The 13524-nt window shown below is 68.2% G+C and carries 7 protein-coding genes; 2 read left to right on the top strand and 5 right to left on the bottom strand.

Features of this window, described 5'->3' with window-relative positions:
* Nucleotides 1–102 precede the first annotated feature (102 nt).
* On the top strand, nt 103–1101 hold the full coding sequence (locus AB0O91_RS21920; protein WP_363435742.1) for a tyrosine-type recombinase/integrase: 999 nt from the start codon (nt 103–105) through the stop codon (nt 1099–1101).
* A gap of 338 nt (nt 1102–1439) precedes the next feature.
* Nucleotides 1440–2342: a hypothetical protein gene (locus AB0O91_RS21915; RefSeq protein WP_363435740.1), complete on the top strand. Its 903-nt coding sequence runs from the start codon at nt 1440–1442 to the stop codon at nt 2340–2342.
* A 265-nt stretch (nt 2343–2607) separates the two neighbouring features.
* On the opposite strand, the gene AB0O91_RS21910 is transcribed toward AB0O91_RS21915, so the two are convergent.
* The 5 genes from AB0O91_RS21910 to AB0O91_RS21890 all read right to left on the bottom strand — a co-directional run bounded on the left by AB0O91_RS21910 (nt 2608) and on the right by AB0O91_RS21890 (nt 13446).
* On the bottom strand, nt 2608–2937 hold the full coding sequence (locus tag AB0O91_RS21910; RefSeq protein ID WP_363435738.1) for a hypothetical protein: 330 nt from the start codon (nt 2935–2937) through the stop codon (nt 2608–2610).
* 32 nt (nt 2938–2969) lie between these two features.
* Nucleotides 2970–11246, bottom strand: coding sequence for a ricin-type beta-trefoil lectin domain protein (locus AB0O91_RS21905; protein WP_363435736.1), 8277 nt, complete (start codon nt 11244–11246; stop codon nt 2970–2972).
* A 1094-nt stretch (nt 11247–12340) separates the two neighbouring features.
* Entirely contained in the window at nt 12341–12934 is a 594-nt protein-coding gene (locus AB0O91_RS21900; RefSeq protein WP_363435734.1) for a hypothetical protein, read from the bottom strand.
* A 46-nt stretch (nt 12935–12980) separates the two neighbouring features.
* The gene (locus tag AB0O91_RS21895; RefSeq protein WP_363435733.1) at nt 12981–13169 is read right to left on the bottom strand and encodes a hypothetical protein; all 189 of its coding nucleotides are present in this window, start codon (nt 13167–13169) and stop codon (nt 12981–12983) included.
* A 1-nt stretch (nt 13170) separates the two neighbouring features.
* Nucleotides 13171–13446 (bottom strand): hypothetical protein, encoded by a 276-nt coding sequence (locus tag AB0O91_RS21890; RefSeq protein WP_363435731.1) that lies wholly within the window; start codon nt 13444–13446, stop codon nt 13171–13173.
* Nucleotides 13447–13524 lie beyond the last annotated feature (78 nt).

Genomic DNA, 13524 nt, shown 5'->3' with positions numbered 1-13524 from the left:
CGCCTCCAGAATGCGGAACGACCCATCCAATCTGTTCTCCTAGGGAAGCGTTCTGACCCTCCATAAGTCAGGTTATGGAGGGTCAGGGCAGTGAGGCTAAGCATGTCCAGCGAACTCGTCCCGGCCGCCACGAACCTCCCGGCTCACCTGGACAACCAGATCTCTGAGTCAACCCGTGACCGCATCGAGCAGTCCGTACCCGAGAACACCCGCGCCGCTTACGGGCGCCAATGGGAGGCCTTCGTGGGGTGGTGCTCCTCGGTCGGCCGCACCGTGCTGCCCGCGACCGCCGAGACGCTGGCCGAGTACGTAGGCCATCTCGCCGACCTCGATCGGGCGCCTTCGACCATCGAGCAGGGCATCGCCGCGATCCGCACTGTCCACCGCCACAGCGGGCACCCAGGCTTGCCTGACACCAGCGCCGCCCTGGCTGTACTTAAGGCGCACCGCCAAGACCGGGCCACGGCCGGCAAGCGGAAGCGCAAGGCGCCACCGATCACGCTCGACCCGTTGCGCGCGATGATCGACGCCACCGACCTCAGCACACTGACGGGGCTTCGCGACCGGGTGCTGCTGGTGCTCGGCTTCGCGATGATGGCCCGCCGATCCGAACTCGCAGCCCTGGACATCGCGGATGTGACGTTCACCGAGGACGGCCTGGTCGTCCTCATCCGCAAGTCCAAGACGGACAAGGACGCTGTGGGCGCCGAGGTGACCATCCCCCGCGGCTCCCACCCGGACACGGACCCCGTACGCGTCACCCGGGCCTGGCTGGACGCTCTCGCCGAGCACGGCTCCGTCGATGGCCCCCTTCTGCGCCGGATCAACCGCTGGGGCCGGCTCCAGGACGGCCGGATGAGCGGGGCTGCAGTGAACGAGCGGGTCCGCTGCCTGGCGTGCGCGGCCGGCCTTCCCCGGGCGGACACCTTCACGGCTCACGGGTTGCGGGCCGGTGGCCCGACCGAGGCAGCGAAGGCCGGCACGCCGGTGGCGTTCATCGCCGAGCACGGCCGCTGGTCACCGATGAGCCCTCAGGTACACGAGTACGTGCGCGCGGTCGACCGCTGGAGGGACAACCCCATGCGCGGCATCGGACTATGACCCACCGCGCAGATGGGGACCGCTGGTGCAGCGGGAGCATTGACAGGCGTATCCGAGGCGGACGTGCCTGGCCTTCGTAAGGCCGGGGGCGGCACGTTCAACACCTTGGCGCGTTGGGACACGAGCCGGAAGCGGGCGGTGTGGTACTGGACCGCCACCTTGCCCTTGAAAGGCGTCGTGAGCGGCGGTGGTGACCACGCCCCGAACAAGGGCATGGGCGCCGCAGTTCGGGCACCACTCCACTGGTTCCGGGGCGAGCTTGCCGAGCGGTCGTGCCCACAGGGATGAGGGCACAAAATCAGGCCCCTCACCTGTCGAACAGCCTTAGGGTCCAGCCCATGCACTCCGAACAGCTTCAGACCTCATCTCAGCGGTGGATGGCCGCTGCATTGACGGCCTTCGCGCAGGGACCGGAGTCATACGACTTCGCAGTCCACCATGCCGGGATCGCCGCCGAGCACCTTCTCAAGGCTTACCTCTCGTCGCTGCACCCGGCCCTGATCGTCGAGGCGCGGGACTTCGACTCGCTCCTGCACGCCACCGGCCACGGCGCGCACACGTCCATCCCCGCGAGCCGGGCGAAGACCATCGGGCTGGTCGAAGCTCATACCCGAGTGCACAAGATCCTTCGCAATCAGATGCCTGTCAGCAAGCAGGCTCTCGAACCAGTTGCGAACGCGCGCAACGGCGTCGCTCACAGCGGCGTCCATGAGTCCGCCGAGGTCCAGACGGTCTTCACCACCTGCCTTCGGCTGATCGATCCGTTGCTCACCGAACTGAAGATAGATCCGAACACCTATTGGGGCAGTTACCTGTCCCTGCACGACAAGCTGATCGAGGAGCGAGTCCGGGCTACCCGCATCCGCCTGGAAGGCAAGCTCGCCAGGGCACGAGCCGTCTTCGAGCAGCGATACGGCCACTTGGAACCGATGGAACGGGAGGTCCTCCTCACGACGATCACACGGCAACTCGGCACCCTTGCTATGCAGCACAGCCTGCCCAGGCCTTGCCCTGCCTGTGGCTCGGACGGCTGGCTCGTCGGCGACCTCCACCCTGAGGACGGGCAGGAGGGCACCGTGATCTTCACGCCCTACATTTTCGACTGCTCTGCATGCGGCCTAGAGGTCGAGGACGAGCTCTCGGAGCTGGGAGACTTCAACGACGAAATCGTCCTCGACGATCCACCGGAGGACTTCTACTCGCTCTGGGAGCCGGACGAAGACCTCTATCGGGACCGGTGACCCGGCCACAGGGAAGGCGTCCTTGATCTGCGTGGTGCCGTGGCGCTGGCGCCTCAGATACAACTACGCCCCGCCGAGTGGGTTCGGCGGGGCGTGCTGGCGTCGATCTGGTGCCGGTTGACCTTGGGGTCGTGGGGTCGACCGTAGCGCTGGAGCTGGTTGCGGGCCCCGGCCAGTTGCTTGAGCTTGCTCTTCTCCCCTTCGGTCGCAAGCGAAAGGCGGCACCACCCAAAAGGGTAGTGCCGCCTTTCTTGGCCGTATCTGCCTACTCGGTCAGCTGGTCGACGAGCTGCCAGGCAAGCCGGGTTCCGACCGCTTCGAATCCTTGACGGAGATTGTCCAGCGCCGTGTGGATCTCCTGCCAGGATTGCTCATCGTCGGGGGAGCAATCCAGGTAGTAAGTCGAACGCTCGATGCCCGGCTGCCAGGTGGCATCGCCCTTGAGGTCGGCCGTCGTACCGATCTCGATTTCCCAGCCGTCAGCGAAAACGATGAACGGGTTGTGGTTGAAGGCACCCAGGGCATCAGCCGTAATCTGAGGCACCTGGTCCTCGTCGATCTCGCCGACGATGAGAGCTCGGATGAAGAGCTTCACTTGATTCCCTTCAATTGAATCGCCTGATCTCATCAGCGGCCTTTCTGCCGCTTTCTGATTACATTGGACACTTTCGACATAAATGCCGCCTGCTTCCTTGAGCATACCGTGCAGTGCGGGAGTAGGAGGGTGGGGAGGTTTCCTCCCGCGCGCTTGTTCACGGAGACTGCGGGAAAGTGATCGGGAATGAACCTTCCCTTCGAGGTGAGCTTGGTCTTTGAGCCGCACGCATGGCAACCGTACTTCCGGCCGATCATGTCGATCTTCGCGTGGATCGAGTCGAACGAACGCGACATGCCCTTGGGCCACACCACACCGAAGCGGGCATGCGGCCCCGGCCCGGCCAAGCCTGAACGAGAGGTCGGCTGAACGCGAACGATTGGACAGCTGTCGCTCGTGTTGTGGACCAGAACATCGTCGGACCCGGTGGCCACGAAGTACGTGTGGGCATTGCCGACATTCAGGTTGTAAACGATCTGCTCGTCGAGTACACCTTCGTCGTGAATCCAGGCGACCGTGCTGAGCGTGCCGTTGGGCCCCTGCAGCTGGTCGCCGACCTTAACGTCTTCGGCGTTCACCCATCCGCGACCATTGACGTAGACCGGGTGGTAGGACGTGGCCCGGATTCCCGGCGAATCAGAATCGGTGTCCGTACCGATTTCGACGATGTGCTTCGGAGCAAAGCTCGTGTGGACCGCGAGGACTGGCTGAGACTTAGTTTCACCAGTTTCCGGATCTGCCGCCGCAACGTAGTCGCCGACCTGGATCTCACTGATCGGCAGATACGTGCCGTCGGCCATCAGGACCGGCGTTTCTGGTTCGAACGAGTTGCAGCCCGTTCGGCGGAAGATCTTTCGCGAGACCGAGGCCGCCCGGTCCACCCGGGACGCGGCCCGTGTGGACTTCGCGGCTGTCGCCGCAGCCCTGACGACGGGACCGGCACCGACGGTCGCAGCGACCGCAGTGACGGCCATCTCTGCGGCCTTCTCCCAGTTGCCGGTGGCCGCGTAGGAGACTGAGGAGACGGCGGCCGCGACAGTGCCGATGGGCCCGGGGATGTAGGAGGCGACTTCAGCGACCTTGGCGACGACCTCGACTGTCTTCTTGAGCCACTTGGGCATGCCCCAGTTGCCGTCGAGGTCGGTGCAGTTGACGGGGTCGCCGGTGCAGTAGTCGTACGGGCCGGCATTGCCGCCCGGGACCGGGTCCACTTGGAGGAAGCGGCCGAGTGTGGGGCTGTAGAGGCGGGCACCCATGAGGATGTCGCCGTCCTGTGCCTCCGCGGAGCGCTCCTTGCCACCGAGCCAGCCGAAGCGGACGTTCGCCTGGCCGTCTTGGGGGATGCCGAACTCGTCGAAGTCCAGCACGACCGGCTTATTGAGCGCAGTGTCGGTGGTGATGACCACCGAGCCGAACAGGTTGGTCAGCTGGAGCTGGACGTCACCGGTCTTGCTGGTGGTGGCGGCTAGGCCGGCATCCGGGCCCGAGATGTTGCGAGTCAGGTTGCCCTGGGTAGTGTCTTCGATTGTCCAGCGGACTATGTCGGAATCGTCGCCGTAGTGATTGAGCTTCGACGTCGCGTTGGCCCAGCTGCCGTCGGCCTGCTTCTTGCTGGTGGTGAACGCGGTCAGGCGGTGGGCGGCGTCGACGGCCCACTCCTGCTTGGTGTCCCCCTTCTCCTGGGCGGCGACCTTGTCGTTCGCCCAGTACGTGTTGGTCGCGCCGGTGGCGGTCTTGACCGTGCGCCCGAAGGCGTCGTACACGAAGCCGGCGTCAGTAAGGCGGTCGGCGCTGTCGTAGGTGTGATTCTCGGCCGTGGCCCCGGCGGTGCTGCACTTGCCGTCCGCGCCGCTCCGGGAGGTCTGCTTGGAGAGGCGGTTGGAGTGGGCGTCGAAGGCGTACTGCCGAGTGATACAGCCGGCGTTGACCGTGGTCTGCTCGGCCTTCACCAGCCGGCCGAGCCGGTCGTACTGGTACGAGCGGGTGGCGGTGGAGCTGGTGTCCTTGGCCACCTGGCCCTGGGTGGATATATCGGTGGTCTGGGCCCAGATCACCGTGTTGTCGGAACTGCGGGTGTAGCTGCGGCTGGTGGCCTCGCCGACGGCGTTGAAGCTGTCCCTGCGGACGATCCCGCCCGGGTAGGACTGCTCGATGAGCTGACCGTCCGGGCCGTATTTCGCGGTGAACTCGCCAGCCACGCTGTCGCTGACGGAGGTGACCAGTCCGCGCGGCTCCTTGACGCGGTCGTACCCGTAAGTGGTGGACCCGGTCGGGTCGCTCACCTTCACCGGCTTGCCGTACCGGTCGAACTCCGTGGTGGTAGTGCCACCGTCGGCGTCCGTGTACGAGATCAGGCGGCCGAGCACGTCGAGCACGCGGGTGAGCGACTTGCTGCCCGCACTGGTCTTGACGCTCTCACCGGTCGCCGGGTCGTACTCGGTGGTGACCTGCGGCAGCGGCTTGCCCTCGTCTGAGGTGATCTCGGTGGAGGTGATCCGGTCTGCGGCGTCGTAGGTGGTGACGGTCTTGCGGGACTTACCCGCGTTGGTCTCGGTGACCTCCTCCGGGTCGTTGAACGCCGAGTAGCGGGTGACTCGCTTCACCGGGAGCGTCGTCGGCATCCGGGTCGAGTCCGCGCCAGTGACCGCGCCGCCCGGCATCGTGACGCAGGGCAGGCCTGCCCACTCCGGACGGTTGGCGCACAGGGCGTCACCTGGGTTGGCCCCGGCCGTGTAGAAGACGGACTTGACGGTGCCAGCGTCGGCGCCGTTGGATCCCGGCTTGCGGGACTCCAGGGCATGACCTAGAGCGTCGTACTTGACGGTGGTCGTGAGTTTGACGCCGAGGGCGTCGGTAGTGACCGACGTGGCCGTCTTCAGGGTCCAGCCGGAGGTACCGCCGAGCACAGGGTCGTAGCCACGCTTGGTCACGCGCAGCTCGACGTCGTCGGCGTAGCCGTCGATGCGGGCACCGTCGGTCGAGGTGGTGACCAGGTGGTAGGCCTGGCCGTCGGGCTTCCCTTCATCGTAGGTGTTGGTGTTGTGGTCCCGGGCCACGACCGAGGTGCCGGCCGGGAGGGTCGGGTTGACGGTCGCCTTCGTCAGGGTGACGGTGTCGATGCCGGTGTGGAAGCGTTCGCCGCCGCTGGCGGTGTTGGTGTCGACCAGGGCGAGCTTGAGCTCGTGGTCGCCGCGTGCCAGGTGCACCGACTGGCCGACGGTGAACGGGGCGACCACCGGGTTGGCGCTGTAGGTGTCGATCCGCTGGCCGACGTCCTGGCCGTTGATCGCCCACTGGATGACGCCGTGGTCGCTGTTCTTGGTGAGTTGGCCGGAGAGGACGTAGTCGCCCTCCTCGGGGACGCTGAACCGCATGGTGTCGAAGGCGCCCACCGTCGTGCCGCGGATGCTCAGGTGAGCGCCGCCGGACCAGGTCAGGCCGCAGCAGTCGTTGTCGACCTGGACCTTGGCGTTGGTGCCCAGCTGCGGCAGCTTCTCGGCCTCGTAGGTCACGGCGACCGGGGTGGTCTGGCCCTTGACCTCCTCGGCGAGCGAGGCGCGGTAGACCGGGCCGAGCGTCTCCGTCACGTCAAGCCCGTCGGCCGTGTAGACCGTGCGGGTGTCGAGGACGCGGGCTCTGGACGGGGAGTCCGTGGGCAGATTGAGCTCTGAAGCGAATCGATCTGCATCGGCGTGGGCACCGAGCGCGATAGAGCGGTTGGTGGCCTCCAGGGTGCGAACGACGTGGCCGTAGCGGTCGAACTCCGTGGTGTCGATGTCACCGCCGGGGGTGATGGACGGGGTTGCGGTGTTGACCTCGTTGCCGGAGGCGTTGAGATAGTGGACGGTGGCCGGCTTGTAGCCGTCTGGGCCGGGCTTGGCGGCTGTGGCAGTGTTGACAGCGGGGACGTCCTCCGGGCCGAAGACCGCGGTGGCGTCCGTCGGCGCGTCGGTTTGCGCCCACTTCGCTACGTCTGCTCCGGACATGTCGTACGGACCGCCCGCGGCACGTGTCATCGGCACGTCGTAGACCACGTTCGTGCTGTTCTCGCCGCTGACCTGGTCCTTGCTGCCGGGTGCGAGCGTGGCGCGGCGGACCTTGAGAAGGCGGCCCGGGTCCTGGTCAGAACCGGCCTTGCCGTAGTCGAAGTTCCATGGCAGCTCGCCGGCGCTACCGATCCGGGTCAGCCGGCCAGTCTCATCGTAGGCATAGGCGGTCTTCAGCGGGTTGGCCAGGCGTGGGTCCCACACCTGCGACAGGCGGCCCTTGTCGTCGTACGCGTAGTGTGCGACCTCGACGGGCTCCTGCTTGGAGGTGGCGGGGTTCCACGACCAGACCTTCACCCCGCGGACGCGGTCCAGGTAGTCACCCGGGGTCGCGGCGGTGGCGGTGGTTGCCTTGGCGTAGTCGTACTCCATCACCTCGCAGCCGCGCGGCAGCGGGTCGACGGTGCAACCGTTCGCGTCGTCCACGCCCGGCTCGACGGCCGGGAGGACGCGCTTGACCAGTGAGCGGCCGTCGGTGGTGTCGTACTGGTAGCGGGTGGTCGACGCGGCGTCCGGGCCGGTCTCGCTGACCACCTGGTAGATGTTCGAACCGGCCTGGCGGGCGAAGACGGTCCTGGAGCCGTCGAGCGCGGTCAGCTCGTAGGTGGTGCCGGCGGTCTGGAGGTCCCAGATCTGGTTGGGGCCTGCCCAGCAGACCCAGATCGAGGCGCCCTTGTCGGCGTCCAGGCACTTGCCCGAGTAGCGGTTCGTCACCATGCCATCGGTGCGCGCCTCCCACTGCTGGTTGGTGCCGCCGTTGCAGCCCCACAGGGTGAGCGGGGTGCCGTTGTCGGTGTAGCCGGCAGGGTTGTCCAGACAGTAGCCGAGCAGCCGCAGGGTGAGGTCGTCGCCGCGGGTCCACTGCTGGTTGGCGGCGCCGGTGCACGGGGCGGGCTGGAGCCGTGCGCCGTTGCCAGCCGCGCCGCTCGGGGCCTCCAGGCACTGGCCCGAGGTGGACAGGACGATCGCACCCGACTTCGCTGGCACTGCCTTCAGCGCCATCGACTCGGCGCCGGGTTCCGGGAAGAAACTGCCGTCCGCGCCCTTGGCGAAGGTAAGAGAAGATTCGTCGTTGCCCTTGATCTCGACCAGGTCGGACTGCGGGAACGACAGCGCGCGGAAATCTGCGTCAGGTCCAGCGTCGGGACCGCCGGCCCATTGGGGGCCGAAGGGGGCGACGATCTCCTTCACGGACAGGTCGTCGAAGAAGACCTCCTTGCCCGCTGCGGAGAAGCCGTTGTACATGCGGAACCACGCCTGTGTGGCGTCCTTCGGCACCTCCATGTCCACCGTCAGCTGCTGCCAGGCGTCCGTGTAGGAGGCCTTCGGCGAGAAGACGTGGACGTAGCCGTTCGGAGCGGACGGGACAGTGGAGACACCGACCAGCCGCAGGCCGTAGCGCTCGAGGTCCGGGTTCAGGCCGGTGGCGCCGGGAACGTAGATCCAGCCGGTCATCCGGTAGGTGCGGCCCGGCTTCATTCCCAAGCCGAAGGTGTACTCGGGACCCACAGCGACGTAGGAGTCGCCACCCTTCGGCGTGACCAGTAGCGAATCGGTGGAGCTGTCGTGGCCGCGGGCGGTGGAGCGCGAGATGTCGGCCTGACCGGGGGTGAAGCCCGCGGTGTCGGTGCCGATCTGGTGCTGGTTGACGGTGAGCCGCTCGCCCTGGGGCTGCCAGCCGCGGGCGAGGTCGCGCGAGGAGGTGGTGCGCTTGACCGACATGCCGAACTCGTCGGCGTCGGTGACGTCGGTGGAGTAGTCACCGGTGAGCAGATTGACCGAGCCGGGGCCGATGCCTGTGCTCGCGGCGCCGTCGGCGTTGCGGTCGACCGTCATGGTGTTCCAGACGGTGGTGTAGCCGTTGCCGGAGCCGTCCTCGGGGAACAGCACGGCGCGGACCTGGACGACGCCGCCGACCTGGCCGAGGGTGTCCAGCACGTTCCAGTTGGCGTGCGGGCCGAGGTCCGCGAGGCGCGGCTTGTCCTCGGTGACCGGGCTGTTGTCCGCCTTGGTGAGGTTGGCGCGCGGGACGGTGTACTCCGTGGCGCCGGGGCCGCGGCGGTACTGGTAGACCACCCGCTTGAACTGGGTCTGCGCGTCGACCGAGAGCTTGACGCGCTTGGCGCTCTGGGTGCCGTTGACGGGCGAGCTGATGCCCGCCTGGCCGACGTGGAAGGTGTACGTCGCGGGCGGGGACAGGTTCCCCGCACGGTCCTTGGACTGCACCGACAGGACCCGGCGGCCCTCGGTGGTCGGCGTGATCGACGTGGTCAGGGCGCCGGTCGCGGCGACCGTCACCGGGGTGCCGCCGTCCAGGGTGTAGACGTAGGCCGCGGTGTCGTCGGTGCCCGGGGCGGGCGAGAAGGTGAACGAGCCCGCCTGGTTGGCGGTGCCGTGCCACAGGCCGTCCGCCGGGTAGTCGGCCGAACTGACGAACGGCGTACCGGGCTTGACGGTGTCGGCGATGACGTTGGTGCCGACCCATCCGGACCGGGACTTGCCGTCGTCGAGCATGGCCCAGATCGAGTACTGCACGCCCTCGTCGAGCTTGGCGATGCCGTAGTCGGAGGGGCGGACGGTCGCGATCGCGCCGTTCGGGGTGTCCCGGACGACGGTGCCGAGGAAGGTGCCGCCGCGCCACAGGTCCAGGTAGACCTTGAGCGGGTCACCGTCGGGGTCGGCTGCCTGCACCTGGAACCGCGGGTTGGCGTCCGAGGTGTAGCGCGGGTTGCCCTGCTGGGAGGGGAGCACCTCGACGGTCGCCGGGGTGGCCGGGACGGTGTTGTAGGTGATCGAGATGAACGGCGGCCAGTAGCCCTCGGCGGAGCTGAACCGCTTCCAGGACAGGCTGCTGGACTCGTCGGCGGCCTTCAGGGCGAAGGCGTAGTCGTTGTAGCCGTACCCGGCGAAGTTCCGGATCATCTCGGTGACGTCGGCGTTGGCCCAGAACGAGCCGTCCGGGGCGTAGCAGTCGTGGCTGTCACCGTCGCCCGCCACGTCCCAAGTGTCGTTCGAGGTGGCCCACTTGCGCTCCAGCGCGGGCTGGTTGCCCCAGCGGGTCCACCAGGCGGCGCCGCCCGCGTTCCAGACCTCCCACTGCTTCGGGGTGCAGGAGGCGGAGTGGTAGTTGGCGAGGTGGAGCGTGGCGTTCAGGATCTGCTTGCCGTTGAACGGGCCGCCCGGGATGGTCAGGAACGACCGGGCCACGACCTTGCCGTCGTAGCTGCCCAGCTTGAGGTCCGTCGACGCGGAGGCGTCGATGTTCTCGTTGGTCTGGACGTAGGTGTCGAAGAGCGTGCCGACGTCCACCACCGGGTCGATGGTGACCGGGAACTGGGTCTTCCTGTCCGCGAGGAAGGCCGCGTCCGGGGTGAACACCAGCTCGGTGTCGGCGCCCTGGCCGCGCAGCTGCATCGTCACCGCGCCGCGGTTCAGGTGCTCCTGCGAGGCCTGGTCGACGGCGGCGTCCCACATCACGGGGGCCGGGATCCGGACGACGGTCCTGCCGTCGGCCTTGTCGAGCAGCTGGATCGAACCGTCCTGCTGTGGGGCGACGGTGAGGCCGGTGGTGTCGAGCGGGATCGTCACGGTGCCGGTCTGGGCGACGGCGGCACGGTCCTTGACGATCAGGAACTGCTCGAAGCCGGTCCGGGTGGCCTCCAGGACCAGGTCGACACCGGGGCGGGCGTCGACGTAGGTGGCCTTGTTGCCGTCCAGCTTGGGCTTGGGCAGCTTGCCCAGCCAGCCGAACTTGACCTGCTGCTCACCGGAGCCGATCTTGACCAGCTCGCGCTCGGCGGGCTTGGCGTCGGCCTGCTTGGGGGCCGTGGGCTGCTGGTCGGCCGGCTTCGGCTCGGCGGCCGGGGCCGCGGCGGCGCGGGCGCCGTTGCGGGAGGCCCGGGACGGCTCGGCCGCGGACGAACCCGAGGCGGATGCCGACGGGGACGCCGACGGGGACGCCGGGGCGGAGGCCGAGGAAGCAGCCGACGGCGACGGAGCAGCCGACGGCGAGGCAGCCGCCGAGGCGGAGCTGCTCGCTGACGGCGTGGCGGCGGGTGCCGTCGGCGCCGCACTGGGAGTCGTCGTGGGAGCGGTCGTGGGAGCAGTGCTCGGTACGGCACCCGGCAGGCTGTCGCCCACCGTCACCCCGGCGTCGCCGCCCTCGAAGACGACCCCGCCCGGGTGCGCCTTCGGCGCGACCTTGCCGTCCGGCGTCTGCACCAGCGTGGTGTCGACGGGCACCCAGGCGTCGCCGACCTTCATCCGGATCGGTCCGGTGGACCGGTCGGAGGTCAGGGTGCCATCGGGGTTCGCCCACAGCGTGGTGAACTCCGTTCGTGCGCCGGTGACCTCGACACGACGCTTGTGTAGCCGGGCAGACAGCAGTGCTGACGCCTCATCGGCCGCTTCGTCAACCGGAGAAGCCGGGGGGACGGGCGGCGATGCGGGCGCGGCGACCGCAGGGGCGGCCGTGAGCGCGTCCACCGCTACCCCGGCCTGCACCAGCAGGCCGAGCGTCAGGAGCGCCGCCACAGGGCGCACCCGACGCATGGAGAAGGCCCCGCCGCCGAACGCGGACGAGGCCAGAGACCATCGTGACATCAAGACTCTCTCAAGAGATTCCCATTGATTTAAAAAGGCTTAAAAAGCCGAATGACAATCTCTCACTTGCAGATGGGCGGTCTTGACCATTCCGGGTGACGATCTCGTAACGGATCTCCTGGCAATGAAGGGCATCGAGGCTGGTCGGCCCGGCAGTCCTGACATGCAAGCGCCTTGACTGGTGGGTCGTCAGATGAACCGGAAAATTTCTGATGTCAAATCATCTATCGCTCCAGCACTCCAGAATGGTCTCATGATCTTGTATTGAAGCTGGGTGGGGGCAATGGCCGCTGCGTGATCATTAAGGGTTTTGTGGACTCATGGCGATCACGCGGCGGCTGCGGGACGCAGCATTGACGTAGCCGCTGGCACGCGATGTTCGGCTAGGCCATGGCTTGGATCGCAGGCCGGTTCCGTCGGGCGAGGCCGCGGGCGACAGCCCGTGCCTTCGTGCTCGCCCTGCTGTCCAGCATCGAGAGGACGACCTGCTGGCAGCTGGCCGAACAGGCTAGTCATACCCGCTCCGGGCCGGTGCCGTGGTCGTTGCGAACTGCCTGTTGGGAGGCCGACGCGGTCCGCGCCTAGGTGTTCGGATATCTAGGCGCTGACGATGTGTACCGATCGTCGAATAGACCGGCTTCCTGAAGATGGGCATCGCCTCCGCTGGCGCGCAACAGCAGTACAACGGCATCGCCGGGTGGATCGAGAACTCGCGGGTCGGCGCCTTCCTCACTTGCACCCCCACATGGCCTCTGTCAGCTACGGGCCGCGGCGGCGCGCAGCAGAGCGTGGACATCGTGGTGGGTGGTGGTGGCTCGGTCGTTCCAGCTGTCGACCGGCACGGGATGGCCGAGCCGACCGAGGGCGTTGCCAATGGCGAGGCGGGCTTGCCAGGCGGTGGTGGGGGTGCCGTAGCCGGCGGCGAGGACGCGGATGTGGGCGCCGAGGACGCAGACCGCGCCGGTCTGGTCCCAGAGCTGGCCCTGGGTCCAGCCGTGGGCGGCGATGTAGCGGTCCATCAGCTGGAGGTGCTGCCGGGTGGTGACGGGGACGGTCGGGCGCCGGCGCAGCACGCGGTCGGCGAGGGTGGGTGCGGGGGTGGGGTAGCCGCCCCACCAGGGCCCGGTCGGGGCTGCGGCCGCCCGGGGGGTCGGGGGCGGGTCGGCCTGGAGGTGCTGGGCGATGCGGTACCAGGCCGGGCCCGGCAGGGCGGCGGTCTGCGCGGGGCGGGCCGGGCTCGGGGGGTGCTGGCGGGCGGCGGTGTCGAGGTAGGCCTCGACCTCGGCGACCAGGAGGGGGCCGAGGAGTTCGGCGAGGTCGAGGTCGGCGGTGGTCTCGGTCGTGGGCATCTCGGCTCCTCCTTCCTGGTCGTCAGGGGGTTCGCGGGGTGGTGGGTCAGTCGCTGGACGGCCAGATCCGGTGGCCCGCGACGGTCTTGCCGGGATGCTCGGCCAGCGCGAGGAGGGTGGCCGAGCGGAGGGCTTCGGAGGGGGTGGTGCCGGCGTCGCCGTAGTAGGTCGCCATCTCGCCGGCGGCGATGAGGATGTTGACCAGGGCGCGGTAGTACCGGGGCTGCCCGGTCATGTCAGGCCCCCGGTCCGGCGAAGAGCGCGTCGTACAGGTCCATGCAGCCGGTGGCGTGCTTGGCGGTGGCGTACCGGCGAACCTGCTCGGCGAGCTGGGCCTGGAGGGCGGGGTTGCGGTGGGCGTCGGTGAAGGGGGTCTGGGCGGGGAAGATCCGGCCCGCGTCCGGGTCGGCCTGGCGCAGGCGGGCGAGGTTGGCGTCGCACCGGGCCGCGCCCTGCGCCTCGGTCCGGTCGTCGAGCTGGTCGGTGGCGGTGAGCTTGTCGAGGAGGCCCATCGGGGTTTCCTTTCGGCTGGTCAGAGTGAGTGCGATGGGTGCGGGCTGTACGAGATGTGCGACTCATGCGGTGTCTCG

The sequence above is a fragment of the Kitasatospora sp. NPDC089797 genome, assembly GCF_040684795.1.
GTDB lineage: Bacteria > Actinomycetota > Actinomycetes > Streptomycetales > Streptomycetaceae > Kitasatospora.
This window is presented reverse-complemented; position numbering and strand designations above follow the sequence as displayed.